This window comes from Pantoea sp. FN0305, assembly GCF_050113845.1.
Taxonomy (GTDB): Bacteria; Pseudomonadota; Gammaproteobacteria; order Enterobacterales; family Enterobacteriaceae; genus Mixta; species Mixta alhagi.
In genome coordinates this window covers 325,060-340,958 of sequence record NZ_JBNJSN010000004.1, presented here as the reverse complement: position 1 = coordinate 340,958, position 15,899 = coordinate 325,060, and the positions used below count along the sequence as shown (strand labels likewise).

The 15,899-nt window shown below is 53.7% G+C and carries 13 protein-coding genes and 1 other RNA gene; 4 read left to right on the top strand and 10 right to left on the bottom strand.

Translation table 11 applies throughout. From position 1 onward, the window contains the following. Nucleotides 1-133: 133 nt before the first annotated feature. The gene (locus tag ACQE3Y_RS10620) at nt 134-370 is read left to right on the top strand and encodes a major outer membrane lipoprotein (protein WP_002908860.1); all 237 of its coding nucleotides are present in this window, start codon (nt 134-136) and stop codon (nt 368-370) included. Between the two features lie 80 nt (nt 371-450). On the opposite strand, the gene ACQE3Y_RS10615 is transcribed toward ACQE3Y_RS10620, so the two are convergent. The 7 genes from ACQE3Y_RS10615 to sufA form a co-directional block, all read right to left on the bottom strand. Next, the gene (locus ACQE3Y_RS10615) at nt 451-1,470 is read right to left on the bottom strand and encodes a L,D-transpeptidase family protein (protein WP_426981616.1); all 1,020 of its coding nucleotides are present in this window, start codon (nt 1,468-1,470) and stop codon (nt 451-453) included. 65 nt (nt 1,471-1,535) lie between these two features. Beyond that, nucleotides 1,536-1,952: a cysteine desulfuration protein SufE gene (gene sufE / locus ACQE3Y_RS10610; protein ID WP_426972715.1), complete on the bottom strand. Its 417-nt coding sequence runs from the start codon at nt 1,950-1,952 to the stop codon at nt 1,536-1,538. 27 nt (nt 1,953-1,979) lie between these two features. After that, entirely contained in the window at nt 1,980-3,203 is a 1,224-nt protein-coding gene (gene sufS / locus ACQE3Y_RS10605; protein ID WP_426972717.1) for a cysteine desulfurase SufS, read from the bottom strand. Continuing rightward, nucleotides 3,200-4,480: a Fe-S cluster assembly protein SufD gene (gene sufD / locus ACQE3Y_RS10600; RefSeq protein WP_426981615.1), complete on the bottom strand. Its 1,281-nt coding sequence runs from the start codon at nt 4,478-4,480 to the stop codon at nt 3,200-3,202. The genes sufS and sufD overlap by 4 nt, the downstream gene beginning before the upstream one ends. Beyond that, nucleotides 4,455-5,201 carry a Fe-S cluster assembly ATPase SufC gene (gene sufC / locus ACQE3Y_RS10595; protein ID WP_085071831.1) on the bottom strand — a complete coding sequence of 249 codons (747 nt, stop codon included), beginning with the start codon at nt 5,199-5,201 and terminating at the stop codon, nt 4,455-4,457. The genes sufD and sufC overlap by 26 nt, the downstream gene beginning before the upstream one ends. A 46-nt stretch (nt 5,202-5,247) precedes the next feature. Further along, complete coding sequence (gene sufB / locus ACQE3Y_RS10590) at nt 5,248-6,744, bottom strand: Fe-S cluster assembly protein SufB (RefSeq protein ID WP_426972719.1); 1,497 nt, start codon at nt 6,742-6,744, stop codon at nt 5,248-5,250. Nucleotides 6,745-6,751: 7 nt separating this feature from the next. Next, the gene (sufA, locus tag ACQE3Y_RS10585) at nt 6,752-7,126 is read right to left on the bottom strand and encodes a Fe-S cluster assembly scaffold SufA (RefSeq protein WP_426981614.1); all 375 of its coding nucleotides are present in this window, start codon (nt 7,124-7,126) and stop codon (nt 6,752-6,754) included. A gap of 392 nt (nt 7,127-7,518) precedes the next feature. Between sufA and ACQE3Y_RS10580 the strand changes: the two genes are divergently transcribed. Then, nucleotides 7,519-7,923: a hypothetical protein gene (locus tag ACQE3Y_RS10580; protein WP_426981613.1), complete on the top strand. Its 405-nt coding sequence runs from the start codon at nt 7,519-7,521 to the stop codon at nt 7,921-7,923. A 3-nt stretch (nt 7,924-7,926) separates the two neighbouring features. On the opposite strand, the gene ACQE3Y_RS10575 is transcribed toward ACQE3Y_RS10580, so the two are convergent. Together ACQE3Y_RS10575 and ydiJ are read right to left on the bottom strand one after the other, a co-directional pair. Beyond that, entirely contained in the window at nt 7,927-8,358 is a 432-nt protein-coding gene (locus ACQE3Y_RS10575; RefSeq protein WP_426981612.1) for a hotdog fold thioesterase, read from the bottom strand. Beyond that, nucleotides 8,358-11,411: a D-2-hydroxyglutarate dehydrogenase YdiJ gene (ydiJ, locus tag ACQE3Y_RS10570; protein WP_426981611.1), complete on the bottom strand. Its 3,054-nt coding sequence runs from the start codon at nt 11,409-11,411 to the stop codon at nt 8,358-8,360. The genes ACQE3Y_RS10575 and ydiJ overlap by 1 nt, the downstream gene beginning before the upstream one ends. A gap of 218 nt (nt 11,412-11,629) precedes the next feature. Here ydiJ and ydiK point away from each other — a divergent pair, with 218 nt between their 5' ends. Next, nucleotides 11,630-12,760 carry an AI-2E family transporter YdiK gene (ydiK, locus tag ACQE3Y_RS10565; RefSeq protein ID WP_426972724.1) on the top strand — a complete coding sequence of 377 codons (1,131 nt, stop codon included), beginning with the start codon at nt 11,630-11,632 and terminating at the stop codon, nt 12,758-12,760. Between the two features lie 244 nt (nt 12,761-13,004). Then, nucleotides 13,005-13,114: antisense sRNA RprA (rprA, locus tag ACQE3Y_RS10560), an RNA gene on the top strand. 68 nt (nt 13,115-13,182) lie between these two features. On the opposite strand, the gene ppsA is transcribed toward rprA, so the two are convergent. After that, a complete protein-coding gene (gene ppsA / locus ACQE3Y_RS10555) occupies nt 13,183-15,558 on the bottom strand; it encodes a phosphoenolpyruvate synthase (RefSeq protein WP_426981610.1) in 2,376 nt (791 codons plus the stop codon). Nucleotides 15,559-15,899: the final 341 nt, after the last annotated feature.

Genomic DNA, 15,899 nt, shown 5'->3' with positions numbered 1-15,899 from the left:
TTAACAGATGTTTCTTTGAGCGAACGAGTAAAAATAAGCATGTTCTCATCAAAAATTTATTCTCATACCAAAAAAGTTTGTGTAATACTTGTAACGCTACATGGAGATTAACTCAATCTAGAGGGTATAAATAATGAATCGTACTAAACTGGTACTGGGCGCGGTAATTCTGGGTTCAACTCTGCTGGCTGGTTGCTCCAGCAATGCTAAAATCGACCAGCTGTCAAGCGACGTTCAGACTCTGAACGCGAAAGTTGACCAGCTGAGCAACGACGTGAACGCAATGCGTTCTGACGTACAGGCTGCTAAAGATGACGCAGCTCGTGCTAACCAGCGTCTGGACAACCAGGCTCATTCTTACCGTAAGTAAGAGTACTGGTGTAATAAAAATGGTGCCCAATGGGCACCATTTTTTTTTGTGCTTTCTGAACAGCCCGCTGTAAGTGCCTCTCAGCTTTTCCCCATCGTAGCGCTCTCTTGACCCGTCTCATGCTCCTGCGCGCTTTCCAGCGCATTCTGCGGCGCTATCTGGTCATGGTTTACCGCTTCACCAAGGTTAACCAGTACCGGCATGCCTGAACGTCGTTTTAACGCCGCCTCGATGATCGCTTTATCGCTCTCGCTGCTGTTGATAAAACGCTTCAGCGCTTTGCTAAGCGGCAGCGGCATTGTTTGTGGGTCATCCTGCTCATTACGCGATAACGGCTGATGTACTTCAATATAGCGCTTACCGTCGGGTTCAATAGCGTACTTCACCGGTTGGTTGACAATCTGCACCCGCGTATTCTCCGACACGCTGTTAAACAGGGTCTCGATATCATCAGGCCGCAGACGAATACAGCCTGAGCTGACGCGCATGCCAATGCCGAAATCAGCGTTAGTGCCGTGAATCAGATAGTGACCGCTACCCCAGGCCAGACGCAGCGCAAACAGTCCCATTGGATTATCAGGCCCGGCGGGAAACACGGCTGGCAGTTTCACCCCTTCCTGCGCGTAGCGCTTGCGGATATTGGGGGTTGGCGTCCAGGTTGGGCCAGGAATTTTTTGGCTAATGCGGGTAACCATCGAAGGGGTCATAATCCCCTGCTGGCCGATGCCGATCGGATAGACAATCACCTTGTTTTCCCCTTTCGGATAGTAATAAAGACGCAGCTCCGCCAGATTGACCACGATGCCCTCGCGTTTGGTATCGGGCAGCAGCATCTGATGAGGGATGGTAAGCTCGCTGCCTGCGGCAGGCAGCCAGGGATCGGTACCGGGATTCGCTTCCAGCATATTTAACAGACCAACCTGATAGCGCGCGGCAATCGACTCCAGCGGCCGCTTATCGTTCGGCACCTGCGCCGTGGTGTTTTCGCCAATCAAGCGGCTGTTTTCGGCAGGCAAAGGATATTCAGTGGCGCTGACCAGGCGCGGTACAAAGAGCACGGCGCATATCAACCAGCCGGCAAAAGGAAGGTGAGCGTTCATGTAGGCTTCTCTCGTGATGAATAACGCACCCCGCTAACCGTAACGGGGTGTGAGAGAAGTGTAGCTTAGCAGAGCCTCTGCGCGCGGGCGCGGATAGTGCGGATCATGGCTTCCAGCCCCTGAGAACGGGACGGAGTAAGGTGCTGCGTTAATGCCAGTTGTTCAAACCAGGGACGCACATCAAATTCTACAATCTGCTGCGGCGTCATGCCCTGATAAAGACTAAATACAATCGCAATCAAGCCTTTAACAATGGCCGCATCGCTATCGCCCAGCAGTTCGACGGTACCGTCAGTGCCCTGCTGCATGACAATCCAGACCTGGCTCTGACAGCCGGAAACGCTGTATTCCGGCTGGTGGAAGGAATCAGACAATTCTGGCAGCTTCCCTCCCAGTTCAATCACATACAGGTACTTCTCTTCCCAGTTGGCGCAGCGATTAAAATTGCGCACCAGCTTCTCTTTCTCTGGCAGTATCGCCATTCCTTCCTCCCTTGCCCGCCGGATGGCTTAGCCTCCCAGCAAGCGATGAATACGTGTCAGCCCAGCGGCAAGCCGATCGGCCTCTTCTTCGCTATTATACATGGCGAACGATGCGCGACACATAGCAGGAACGCCATAGTGCTTCATCAGTGGCATTGCGCAGTGGTGACCGGTACGAATAGCAATCCCGTACTGATCGAGGAAACTGCCCACATCATAGGCGTGATGGTTGCCAAGATTGAATGCGATCACCCCGGCGCGCGTCTGCGGCCCGTAAATGGTCAGCTCAGGTACCGACGCCAGCTTATCCAGCGCATAACGCATCAGCGCCTGTTCACGGGCCTGAATATTATCCAGCCCCAGCGCTTCCACATAGGCGAGCGCAGCGCCCAGTCCAATAATACCGCCGGTATTAGGCGTGCCCGCCTCGAGGCTCCAGGGCGCTTTGGCGTAGGTTGTGCCTTCCGGCAGCACCACGTGCTCAATCATCGCGCCGCCGCCTTCCCACGGTGGCAGCGCTGACAGCTGCGCATAGCGGCCATACAGAATACCAATGCCGGTCGGCCCGTAGATTTTATGCCCGGAGAACAGATAGAAGTCGCAGTCAATGTCCTGCACATCTACCCGCTGGTGCATCACGGCCTGCGCGCCATCCACCAGCGTCACCAGCCCTGCCGCTTTCGCCTGCGCAACCAGCTCTTTAACCGGGTTAACGGTGCCCAGCACGTTGGAAACGTGCGTCACCGCCAGCAAACGCGTTTTACTGTCAATCAGCGAAGCGAGCTGCGAGCTATCCAGCTCCCCATCCGCCGTCAGCGGCAATACACGAATGGTAGCGCCGGTACGGGCAGCCACCATCTGCCACGGCACGATATTCGCGTGATGCTCCATGGCAGTGATAATAATATTGTCGCCTGGCTGCAGCTGACTGCCGCCCCAGCTGTGGGCGACCAGATTGATGCCTTCTGTGGTGCCTTTAACGAAAACAATCTCTTCCGGCGAGGCAGCATTAAGAAAACGCGCCGCCTGGGCGCGCACGTTTTCCATATCCGTCGTGGCGGCAGCGCTGAGGGTATGGATCCCTCGGTGAACCGCCGCATAGCCGTGCTGGTAGAAATGACTTTCCGCGTTAATCACCGCCAGCGGTTTTTGCGCGCTGGCCGCGCTGTCAAGGTAGGCCAACGGCTGTCCGTTGACCTCGCGTGCCAGAATCGGGAAATCGGCCCTGACGCGTGCGAGATCAAAACTCATTGAATGCCTCCGGGAAAACGTTGCGCGATGCGCTGCTGAACAAAATCTTTCAGCGTTTCATCGTCAATCGCTTCTGTAAGTTCCGCAGCAAAGGCGTAGACGATCATACGTTGCGCCGCTTCTTCGCTAATGCCGCGCGCGCGCAGGTAGAACATCTGTTCTTCGTCAATGCGTCCCACGGTAGCGCCATGGCTGCATTTAACGTCATCGGCATAGATTTCCAGCTGCGGCTTGGTATCCACTTCCGCCAGACGCCCCAACAGCAGGTTGTTGTTGGTCATCTGACCATCCGTTTTCAGCGCATGCTGAGCCACCTTGATCATGCCGTTAAATACCGCACGGGCGCGATCGCGCACAATGGTTTTATGCAGCTGACGGCTCTGACAGTAGCCTTTGTTGTGCTCAAGGTAAGTGCGGGTATCGCATACCTCTTTGTCTACCGGCAGCACCAGGCTGTTGATAGAGAGGTCGCTATTTTCGCCGTTCAGCTGCGCGCTGGTATTGTGACGACTCAGGCCAGCGCCCAGCAGGAAGCTGTGGCTGCTGACGCGCGCATCGCGCCCGGTCACGATATCGTTATGCGCAAAATGGAAGCTGGCGGCATTCTCAAACGAAAGTTTGGTATGCGTCAGCTGTGCATTGTCACCAACCATCATGGTCAGACGAGCGCCGGTAAAATGCGGCTGCGCATCCAGGCTAACGTAATGTTCAATTACCTGCGCTTCAGCACCCTCATCAATCTGCAGATGATGACGGTAATGCACCGTATTCAGCTGCTGTTCTGCCCGACCGCTGCTGATATGCAGCAAATAGAGCGGACGTTCAGCCGCTTTGCCACGCGGCAGGCGCAGCATGGTCGCCTGCTCGGCCAGGCTCTCGGTCAGGTGCAGAAACACCTCCGGCTGCACGGGAGTGGCGAAATTGCGTCTTTCCGCCGCGCTGGCTACCTGCACTTCAAAATGATCGAACTGAGTATCGCTCAGCGCAGCATTAAAATGCCCGTCAACAAACACCAGGCGCACTGCGTCCAGCGGCAGCGCCAGGCGAGTAACATCTTCAGCCGTGAGCGCGGACGCTTCAGGCAATACAAACTGCTGGCTGAGCAGCTCGTCCAGCGGCGTATATTTCCAGTTTTCATGCTTGCGGGTCGGCAATCCCAGCCGCATCAGCTGCTGCCAGTGCTGCTGTGCCTGTAGCGAGCGCACGTCGCCGCGCGACTCAAACAGATGGTGCCACTGCTGCAGCGCGTTTTCACTCCTGGTCGGTAAGCCAGCCATAGCCTTGCTCCTCCAGCTGTTTAACCAGCGTAAAGTCGCCAGATTTCACAATTTTGCCCTGATAAAGCACATGAACATAGTCCGGCTTGATATAGTCCAGAATACGCTGATAGTGCGTAACAATAATAAAGGCGCGTTTGCCATCCCGCAGCGAGTTCACGCCGTTAGAGACAATTTTCAACGCATCGATGTCCAGACCGGAGTCGGTTTCATCCAGAATGCACAGGTCCGGCTCCAGCGCCGCCATCTGCAGAATATCGTTACGTTTCTTTTCGCCGCCGGAAAAGCCAACGTTAACCGAGCGGGTCAACAAATCTTCCGGCATTTTCAGCAGTTCGATTTTTTCTTCGATAAAGTCCTGAAAATCGAAACGGTCCAGCTCTTCCTGTTGACGATATTTACGTACCGCATTAACAGCGGTTTGCAGGAAAAACTGATTGCTGACGCCGGGGATTTCCACCGGATACTGGAAAGCCATAAAGATGCCTTCGCCCGCGCGATCTTCCGGCGACAGCTCCAGCAGATCTTTACCTTTGAAATCCACCGAGCCGCCAACCACTTCATACTCTTCGCGACCTGCCAGAGTCGCGGAAAGCGTGCTCTTACCGGAGCCGTTAGGTCCCATGATCGCATGAACTTCACCCGGCTTTATTTCAAGATCGAGTCCGCGCAGAATGGCCTTATCTTCGATGTTTACCTGTAAATCTTTAATGCTTAACATGTTTTATCCTTCGCTTGCCCACAGGCAACGATGCATCGCGCTGGCATTAGCCAACGCTGTGTTCCAGACTAATGGCCAACAGCTTTTGCGCCTCAACGGCAAATTCCAGCGGCAGTTCAGAGAAGACATCTTTACAGAAACCATTAACAATCATGGAGATCGCATCCTCTTCGCTGATCCCACGCTGCAGGCAGTAGAAAAGCTGATCTTCGCCAATACGTGAGGTGGTGGCTTCATGCTCCAGCTGCGCGGTGTTGTTACGCGTCTCAACATACGGGAAGGTATGCGCCCCGCAGTCCGGGCCTATCAGCATGGAATCACACTGGGTAAAGTTACGCGCGTTGGTGGCGGTTGGCATAATCTTTACCAGTCCACGATAGGTGTTCTGGCTCTTACCGGCGGAGATCCCTTTGGAGATGATGGTCGATTTGGTGTTTTTACCAATATGGATCATCTTGGTGCCGGTGTCCGCCTGCTGGCGACCGCTGGTCAGCGCGACAGAATAGAACTCACCGATAGAGTTATCGCCGCGCAGGATCACGCTTGGATATTTCCAGGTAATTGCAGAGCCGGTTTCCGATTGCGTCCAGGACATTTTGCTGCCCTCGCCTTCGCACAGCGCGCGCTTGGTCACAAAGTTCAGAATACCGCCTTCCCCTTCGCCGCCCGGGAACCAGTTCTGTACCGTGGAGTATTTCACTTCGGCGTTTTTATGAATGATCACTTCCACCACCGCCGCATGCAGCTGATAGGTGTCACGTACCGGCGCGGAGCAGCCCTCGATATAGCTGACGTAGCTCTCTTCATCGGCGATCAGAATTGTGCGCTCGAATTGTCCGGTTTTCGCCGCGTTGATGCGGAAATAGGTGGAAAGCTCCATCGGGCAGCGCACCCCTTTCGGGATATAAACAAAGGTGCCGTCTGAGGCCACAGCCGAGTTCAGCGCGGCAAAGAAGTTATCATTATGCGGCACCACGGTACCAAGATATTTCTTTACCAGTTCCGGATGTTCCTGAATAGCTTCGCCAAATGAGCAGAAAATAATGCCCTGCTCCGCCAGTTTATGGCGATAGGTGGTGGCTACCGATACCGAGTCAAAAATGGCGTCGACCGCCACCTCTTTCCCTTCACGCACCGGTACGCCGAGCTGTTCGAACGCTTTTTCTACTTCCTGCGTCAGGTAGCTGCTGCTTGCCTGACCGCCGGAGGTTTGCTGCGCACCCGGCTCTGACGCGCAGCTGTCATCGCAGTTGCCGCAGGAAGGCGCCGAGTAATAGCTGTAATCCTGATAATCCAGCTTGTCGTAATGGGCTTTCAGCCAGTGCGGCTCTTCCATTTGCAACCAGGCTTCATAGGCTTTCAGGCGGAACTCCAGCATCCACTCCGGCTCGTTGCGCTTCGCGGAAATGGCACGCACCACCTCTTCGCTGATGCCGTGCGCCAGCTCATCGGTTTGCAGTTGGGTAAAGAAGCCTTCTTTATAATTTTTGCGGCCGCCTTCCCAGATTTGTACGTCGTCTGATGCTTCACTGTTTCGGGACATAGCACTGTTACTCAACGCCAAAGCTCTCACCACAACCGCAGGCGTGTTGAGCTTTAGGATTATTAAATTTAAATACCTGATTCAGGCCTTCGCGAACGAAATCTACCTGCGTACCGTCAATAAGGGGCATCGCCTGAAGCGGCACGTACAGCGTTGCGCCCTGATGAGTAAACAGCAGATCGTCTGCTACAGGCTCTTTCACCAGGTCCATGGTATAGCCGAACCCCGCACAGCCGGACTGTTTTACGCCCAGCCGGAGTCCTAACACTTGCGGATCGTTAGCGATAAGCGCCTTGATTTGCTGCGCTGCGCTGTCAGTAAGGGTCAAACCCTTCCAGATAAAATCATCTGGAGAGAAAGAGGCCGGATTTGCAGATTGCATTGTTTATTACCTCGCGATGCGATGCCTTACAGGCTTATCCCACTATGTTAGTGATAATGATAATTGCTTCAACCTCTTGTTTTGCAGGGATAAGCGCAAAATTGACGTTTTAAGGCCCATTAACTAAGGATAGTCCCTGCCAGACCAGATTGCGCAGACCATCATGACGCGCCTGTTGGTGGGGAATAATATTTTAAAATCATTCATTTAAAAAGTGCTACCTGAGTTAACCTGCTCCACCAGCTATTTTACGCTTATATAAGAAGGTTGGGATTGCTATTGCCGATTTTATCAACAGGAAGCATTAATCGATAAATTCTTCCGCCGCGCCATTGCAACCTGCAGCAATTTTATTATGATAATGATTATCATTAACACATCTCAGGTAAAGCATGAACCTCTCCGTTAATGCCTGGCTACAGCATAAAATCGATGAATATAACTTTGCCGTGCGTGATATGACGGTGGATTTTTATCTGGCGCAGGCCAAACTGAACCGTCCCGATTGCTCCCTCGACCAGCTTCGTAATTTCAATGATACCTGTTTAGATATGGCCGAACTCTGCCAGCTCAATGGCGATGAGCAAAGTTATCTTCATGCGCTGGGAAAACTTCATCATCGGCTGCTGCAGGAGGTGAACAATAGCCAACGGGAACGGCTGTTCCGTATGCAGGCGTGCCAGCTGGCACGCCATACGCTGACTAAACTCTGCCAGCACCTGACAATGAGCGGTGACTGGGAAAAGGCCACCGTTCTGCAAAGCGATTTCGTCAGGCATGCTGGCTGGATCTGGTAAATCTCAGTTTCTGGCTGCGTCAGGCCTTACTGACGTGGTGAGCCGGGAACTGCAACAAAGACGGTTTTCATCATCATAAATGTCAATCTGCCAGACCTGATGCATGCGGCCAAGATGCAGTGGCCGACAGCGGCCCCGCACCTCGCCCTCACGTACCGCATGCAGATGGTTGGCATTGATTTCCAGGCCCACCAGTATGTCATCCTCCTGCGTGCAGAGATAACCCGCCATTGAGCCTAACGTTTCCGCCAGTACGGCGGAAGCACCGCCGTGCAGCAGCCCAAACGGCTGACGCGTACGCGCATCCACCGGCATCACCGCCTCCAGGCCGTCATCATGCAGCGCCGTAAAGCGGATGCCTAAATGCCCTACCATACAGCCTTCGCCCTGTGCGTTGATCTGCTCGAGGGTGGCCTGTCGTTGCCAGATCGCCATTATATTAACTCCAACAGCGCCTGCAGCGGGTGACGCATCCCATTGCCTTCGATACGTTTAACCTGGCTACGACAGGAATAGCCGGTGGCCAGGCAGCGTTGACGCGGCAGTTTTTGCAACTGTGGATGCCAGGAAAGCTCATAAATGCCCAGCGAGTTATCCAGGTTCTTCGCCTCATGCCCGTAGGTACCCGCCATGCCGCAGCAGCCCACATTGATATTTTCCAGGCGCGCACCAAAGCGCGCAAATATAGCGGCCCACTGATTCGGCGTTGCGGGCAGCGTAGTGACCTCGGTACAGTGGGCAAACAGATACCAGGCTTCGCCACCAGGTGGCTGTATGGCGCGCGACGACAGCGCCTGATGCAGCCACTCATGCACCAGCTGAACGTGGAAATCGCCGCGTTTATCGCCCAGCGTCTGCTGATACTCATCGCGGTAACACAGCACCAGCGCAGGATCGACGCCGACCATCGGCATCCCCAAACGCGCCAGCCGGTTAAGGAAATCTGCCGTTTTCTGTGCGGTGCGGGCGAAGCGTTTCAGAAAGCCTTTTATATGCTGCGCTTTGCCGTTAGGCGAAAACGGCAGCAGTACCGGCTGATAACCCAGTTTTTCAATCAGGCGCACAAAGTCCGCCACTACCTGCGCTTCGTAATAGCTGGTAAAGGGATCCTGAACCACCAGCACCGTTTTTTCCCGCTGTGCAGCGTCGAGCCTCTCCAGCTGTTCCAGCGTGGTGGTCGCCGCCCTATGGCCCGCCAGCTGTTGTTTTAGCGTTGGTGAAGAAAGCAGCGGCAAATCAACCATACCGATATGACGCTGGCTCAAAGTCCTCAGCCAGGGCTGGCGCAGGAAGAAATTAAAGGTGCGCGGCGCGCGCGCCATCACCGGCGCATAGCTTTCTACCGCCGCCACCAGATGATCGCTGAGCGGGCGCAGGTAACGCGTGTGATAAAGCTGCAAAAAGCGCGAGCGGAAGGCCGGCACATCGATTTTGATTGGGCACTGCGTTGAACAGGCTTTACAGGCGAGACAGCCTGACATCGCCTCTTTCACCTCATGCGAAAAGTCATATTCACCTTTACGCGCATACCAGCTGTTGCGGGTGCGGGCGATTAACCCCCGCAGGCTAATAGCCGATTCCGGGATCTGCTGCTCCAGCGTCAGCGGATCGATACCCTTCTCCGCCAGCAGACGCAGCCATTCACGCGTCAACGTGGCGCGCCCTTTCGGCGAATGGATGCGGTCGCGGGTAATTTTCATCGAGGGACACATCGGGCTGCGCACATCAAAATTAAAGCACAGGCCGTTGCCGTTGCACTCCATCGCGCCACGCCACTCGTTACGCACCGCCAGCGGGATCTGACGGTCATAATAGCCGCGTTTCACACCATCGACCTGCATCATTGGCTCATCGACGCCAGTGGGCGTACAGATCTTGCCTGGGTTAAGGCGGTTGGCGGGATCGAAGGCCGCTTTGATCCGGCGCAGCTCTTCATACAGCGTTTCGCCAAAAAAGGCAGGGCTATATTGCGCACGGAACCCTTTGCCGTGTTCTCCCCACAGCAGGCCGCCATAGCGCGCCGTCAGCGCCACGACCTCATCGGAGATCTGCTTCATCAGCATCTCCTGCTGCGGATCGCACATATCCAGCGCAGGCCGCACATGCAGCACGCCCGCATCCACATGACCAAACATGCCGTAATTCAGGCCGTGATTATCCAGCAAGGCGCGAAACTCGGTAATATAGTCCGCCAGGTGCTCTGGCGGCACGGCGGTATCTTCCACAAACGGAATGGGCTTGGCGCGTCCTTTGGCATTGCCCAACAGGCCTACCGCTTTTTTACGCATATTGTAGATGCGCTCGATGGCATCGATATCGTTACAAAGCTGATAGCCGATCACGCCGCCCTGCTGCTGCGCCATCAGCGCATCGAGACGCTGGCACAGGGCCGTTAGCTGGGTGTCGATCAGCTGAGGATCGTCTCCGGCGAATTCCACAATATTAATGCCGAGCATCTCTTTGCCCGGCACATCGGTAATTAATTCGCGAACCGAATGCCAGACAATATCCTCACGCGCCAGATTCAGCACTTTTGAATCAACGGTCTCTACCGACAGCGCTTTGGCTTCTACCATTAAAGGCGCATTACGTAACGCCGAATCAAACGAGTCATACTTGATATTCACTAAACGCCGCACCGCAGGCAGCGGCGTAATATTCAGACGGGCTTCACTGATAAAGGCCAGCGTGCCTTCAGCCCCGCACAGAATGCGGGTCAAATCGAACGTCTGCAGATCGTCGCTTAATACATGACGTAAATCGTAACCAGTGAGAAAACGGTTCAGCGGCGGGAATTTTTCCGTAATCAGATCGCGCTGCTGGCGGCAGCGTGACAGCACAGTGTGATAGATACGCCCTTCCGTTGTCTGCTCAGCGGCCAGCTGTTCTGCCAGTGCAACCGGCATGGCGCGCGTATCGATAATATCACCGCCCAGCACCACCGCCCGCAGCCCCAGCACATGATCGGAGGTTTTGCCGTATACCAGCGAGCCCTGACCGGAAGCATCCGTATTAATCATGCCGCCCAGCGTGGCGCGGTTGCTGGTTGACAGCTCCGGCGAGAAAAAGTAGCCGTAAGGCTTAAGAAAGGCATTGAGCTGATCTTTTATCACGCCCGCCTCAACCCGCACCCAGCCCTGCTCCGGATTGATCTCCAGGATTCGGTTCATATAGCGCGACATATCAACCACGATGCCCTGATTTAGCGACTGTCCATTCGTGCCGGTGCCGCCGCCACGCGGAGTAAAAATCAGGCGGGAAAACTGCGGCATCGCCGCCACTCTGGCTAACAGAGCGACATCAGCGGTAGAGCGAGGAAAAAGCACGGCATCCGGTAACAGCTGATAAATACTGTTATCGGTCGACATGGTTAAACGATCGGCATAGCTGGTGGCCGTATCGCCGGTAAAGCCTTGTTGCTTAAGCGTGTCCAAAAATGAAAGCACCAGTTGCACGAGGCCTGGCGCCTGAGAAATCTGTGGGATCATTATCGGGTGACCAAATGTTGTGTATCGTTTGCGCTTGCTGTTTTATCTGCGAAATCTCGTTGTATCATATTTTTTTATGCCCCGCTGTTTTTTCAGGAAACGTAAAAACTTCCGGCGCTTAACTCTGTCGCAACGTAAAGAAATCACGCATTATTATGGGCTGAGCGGCAATGGGCTGTTCATAATCGCAAGGCGTAAATTAAGGATCCTTTTTTCGTATGAGAAAACTGCAACAGGATATGGATTTAACCCAGATTCTCTTCTCTTTGATGTTCATCCTGCTGATGATCGTTGCCTGCTTCTGGGTAGTGCAGCCATTTATTTTGGGATTTGCCTGGGCTGCGATGGTGGTTATTGCCACCTGGCCGTTAATGATCAAGCTACAGGCTCTGCTTTGGGGACGACGTACGCTGGCGATTATCGCTATGACGCTTATCCTGCTGCTGCTGTTCATTATTCCCGTCGCGCTGCTGGTAAATAGCCTGATCGATAATACCGGACCAGTGGTCGCCTGGGCGACCTCAGGAAACCTTCATCCTCCTCAGCTGACCTGGCTGAATGAGGTGCCGCTGATTGGTGAAAAACTCTATCACAGCTATCACCTGCTGCTGGACGGCGGCGGCGGCGCAGTGATGACAAAAGTACAGCCTTATATTGGGCGCACCACCGGCTTTTTTGTCTCTCAGGCGGGCCATTTTGGCCGATTTTTGCTGCATCTCGGCCTGATGCTGCTGTTCAGCGTGCTGCTTTACTGGCGCGGCGAGCAGGTGGGCGACGGCATTCGCCACTTCGCTTTCCGTCTGGCCGGTCGCCGGGGTGATGCATCGGTGCTGCTTGCCGGACAGGCGATTCGTGCGGTCGCGCTGGGCGTCGTGGTTACGGCACTGGTGCAGGGCGTGCTGGGTGGCATCGGCCTGGCCGTAGCCGGGATACCTTATGCCACGCTGCTGACGGTGCTGATGATTCTGTTTTGTCTGGTGCAGGCGGGGCCACTACCAGTACTTATCCCGGCGATTATCTGGCTTTACTGGAGCGGCGATACCACATGGGGCACGGTGCTGCTGGTCTGGAGTTGCGTGGTCGGTACGCTGGATAATGTGCTGCGTCCGGTGCTGATCCGCATGGGCGCAGATTTACCCATGATTTTGATCCTCTCCGGCGTTATCGGCGGCCTGGTGGCTTTTGGCATGATTGGTCTGTTTATTGGGCCGGTGGTACTGGCAGTCTCCTATCGTCTGGTCACTGTTTGGGTGCATGAAGCACCAATGCCGCAAGAAGATCCTGAAGATGTGGTAGAGGAACTGGCTGAACATGAAGAAGATGTAAAGAACACCACAACCACAAATTAACCCTCCCGCCGGGCATTTAGCGCTGCCCGGCTTTTCCCCCTGTGTAAATACCCCGGAATAATATTAAATCTTCTTAATATTTACCCTACTTTATATCTTATGAGGTAGTGCCTGCGTGAAACTGATTACCACTGGCACTGTTTTCGGGCCTTAAAAGAGTAAAGTGGCGCATTTAATGTAACGCATGATTAACTAATAAGAGGATTCTTAAAGACTGGCAAGCTGTAGCTGAATACTATGAGTGCCATGTTTAGGATCAAACCTATGATTTTTAAACAACCTTTTTCCCCTGAGTAAAGTGAAGAATTGCTGTGTGTAGTCTTTGCCCATCCCATGTGATGGGCTTTTTTTTATGCTTTTTTCCAGTAAAAAGGCCGGAAAATTCCGGCCTTTATCGTTAAGTAACATTATTAAGGGATCTTTTACTTTATTTCTGCAAGGCTTAGCCAGGTCTGAACCACCGTATCAGGGTTAAGCGACAGGCTGTCGATACCCTCCTCCATCAGCCAGGCGGCAAAGTCCTGATGATCGGATGGCCCCTGACCACAAATACCCACATATTTCCCCTGCTTTTTGGCGGCGCGAATTGCCATCGACAGCAGCGCTTTTACCGCTTCGTTACGTTCGTCGAACAGTTCGGAAACCACGCCGGAATCGCGGTCTAACCCCAGCGTCAGCTGCGTCATATCATTTGAGCCAATAGAGAAGCCGTCGAAATGCTCCAGGAACTGCTCCGCCAGCAGCGCATTAGAGGGGATTTCGCACATCATAATAATCTTCAGGCCGTTTTCGCCGCGCTTGAGTCCCTGACGCGCCAGTTCCTCAATAACCGCTTCCGCCTGCGCAACGGTACGTACAAACGGGATCATAATTTCGACGTTGGTCAGCCCCATCTCATTGCGCACGCGTTTAACGGCCTGGCATTCCAGCGCAAAGCAGTCGCGGAAGCGATCTGCCACGTAGCGTCCGGCACCTCGGAAGCCCAGCATCGGGTTTTCCTCTTCCAGCTCATAGCGTTCGCCGCCAACCAGATTGGCATATTCGTTAGATTTAAAGTCCGACAGCCGCACAATCACGCGCTTCGGCGCAAAAGCGGCACCCAACGTGGCGATCCCTTCCGTCAGACGCCCGACATAGAACTCGACCGGATCGTCGAAACCTTTCATGAGTTCGCGGATTTTCTGCTGCAGCTCCGGCGTCTGCTGGTCGAACTCCAGCAGCGCTTTTGGATGCACGCCGATCATGCGGTTAATAATAAATTCCAGACGCGCCAGGCCCACCCCTTCGTTAGGCAGACAGGCAAAATCAAAAGCCCGATCCGGGTTACCTACGTTCATCATGATTTTGAGCGGCAGATCAGGCATTTTATCCACCTGCGAACTTTTTACTTCAAAGTCGAGCAGGTCGTCGTAAACATAACCGGTATCGCCCTCGGCGCAGGAAACGGTAACCTTATGACCATCCTTCAGTCGATCAGTAGCGTCGCCGCAGCCTACTACTGCCGGGATACCCAGTTCGCGGGCAATGATGGCCGCATGGCAGGTGCGCCCGCCACGGTTCGTGACGATCGCTGCCGCTTTTTTCATAATCGGCTCCCAGTCCGGGTCGGTCATATCGGTGACCAGCACATCGCCCTTCTGAATGCGATTCATTTCGCTGATATCGTGAATGACTTTTACTTCACCGGCGCCAATGCGATGACCAATTGCACGTCCCTCGACCACAATCTTGCCTTTGCCCTGTAGCGTATAACGTTCCATGACCTGCCCGTTAGAGCGCACAGTTTCCGGACGCGCCTGAACGATATAGAGCTTGCCGGTATGGCCATCTTTCGCCCACTCAATATCCATTGGACGCTTATAATGTTTCTCAATTTGCAGCGCCTGATGCGCCAGCGCCTGTACTTCGTCATCACTGAGGCAGAAACGATCGCGATCCTGTTGCGGCACGTCTTCGATTTTTACCTGTTCACCGTGCTCCTGCGAATCGGCATAGACCATGCGAATTTTTTTTGAGCCCATATTACGGCGCACAATGGCGGGACGGTTAGCCTGCAGCGTCGGCTTATGCACATAAAATTCATCCGGGTTAACTGCGCCCTGCACCACCATTTCGCCCAGCCCCCAGGCGGCGGTAATAAAGACCACCTGATCAAAGCCCGATTCCGTATCAATGGTAAACATTACGCCGGAAGCGGCCTCATCGGAACGCACCATGCGCTGTACGCCAGCGGAGAGCGCCACGCCACGATGATCGTAGCCCTGATGCACACGATAAGAGATGGCGCGGTCATTAAACAGCGACGCGTAAACATGTTTTACCGCCACCATGACGGCATCAATACCCTGGACGTTAAGGAAGGTTTCCTGCTGACCGGCGAATGAGGCATCCGGCATATCCTCAGCGGTCGCTGAAGATCGCACGGCGAACGAGGCCTCGTCATCATCTGCCGAGAGTTGCTGATAGGCTTCGCGTATGGCCTCTTCCAGCGCCGGCTGAAAAGGGGTCTCCACAATCCACTGACGGATCTGTTTACCCGCTTTCGCCAGTTCATCCACATCATCAATGTCGGTTTCATCCAGCAAGGCATAAATACGCTGGTTAACGCCGCTCTGATCGAGAAATTGATTGAAGGCTTCCGAGGTGGTCGCAAAACCGTTTGGAACGGATACGCCAAGCGACGACAGGTTAGTAATCATTTCACCGAGAGAGGCATTCTTTCCTCCCACGCGATCAACATCGTTCATGCCTAACTGGCTATACCAGAGCACTAGCGGCATTTCGCCTTGATTGGACATTGGGACAATCCTTTTATGATAAATTTGAGGGGCACACGGAAAAATAGCGCTGATAACGCTTATTCAGCCTGGCACAGCAGAATGTAAAAGCGAAAGTGTTGAATCGTTAAAGCAGAGTAAAAAAATATTTTTAAGAAAACTCCGCCTATAATAGTGCGTTTGCGCAACAATATTATTTTATAAAAAACCCAGCCATTTCATCGGGATAAATTAATGTAATCGCTTAACCTTATTTATTCCGTTGCGCAACGCTACAATCCTGTTTTTATCCATTTGTTTGTTGTGTTCCGCCCTGTCGATAAATGAAAACAGGAACGCCATTTCATTTTCTTATGCTTTCG

Coding starts and splice junctions, on each gene's coding strand:
- sufA (WP_426981614.1), bottom strand. CDS start 7,126: ATGCAATCTGCAAATCCGGCCTCTTTCTCTCCAGATGATTTTATCTGG.
- sufS (WP_426972717.1), bottom strand. CDS start 3,203: ATGAGTTTTGATCTCGCACGCGTCAGGGCCGATTTCCCGATTCTGGCA.
- ydiK (WP_426972724.1), top strand. CDS start 11,630: ATGAGAAAACTGCAACAGGATATGGATTTAACCCAGATTCTCTTCTCT.
- sufB (WP_426972719.1), bottom strand. CDS start 6,744: ATGTCCCGAAACAGTGAAGCATCAGACGACGTACAAATCTGGGAAGGC.
- ACQE3Y_RS10615 (WP_426981616.1), bottom strand. CDS start 1,470: ATGAACGCTCACCTTCCTTTTGCCGGCTGGTTGATATGCGCCGTGCTC.
- ACQE3Y_RS10620 (WP_002908860.1), top strand. CDS start 134: ATGAATCGTACTAAACTGGTACTGGGCGCGGTAATTCTGGGTTCAACT.
- sufC (WP_085071831.1), bottom strand. CDS start 5,201: ATGTTAAGCATTAAAGATTTACAGGTAAACATCGAAGATAAGGCCATT.
- sufE (WP_426972715.1), bottom strand. CDS start 1,952: ATGGCGATACTGCCAGAGAAAGAGAAGCTGGTGCGCAATTTTAATCGC.
- ACQE3Y_RS10580 (WP_426981613.1), top strand. CDS start 7,519: ATGAACCTCTCCGTTAATGCCTGGCTACAGCATAAAATCGATGAATAT.
- sufD (WP_426981615.1), bottom strand. CDS start 4,480: ATGGCTGGCTTACCGACCAGGAGTGAAAACGCGCTGCAGCAGTGGCAC.
- ppsA (WP_426981610.1), bottom strand. CDS start 15,558: ATGTCCAATCAAGGCGAAATGCCGCTAGTGCTCTGGTATAGCCAGTTA.
- ACQE3Y_RS10575 (WP_426981612.1), bottom strand. CDS start 8,358: ATGGCGATCTGGCAACGACAGGCCACCCTCGAGCAGATCAACGCACAG.
- ydiJ (WP_426981611.1), bottom strand. CDS start 11,411: ATGATCCCACAGATTTCTCAGGCGCCAGGCCTCGTGCAACTGGTGCTT.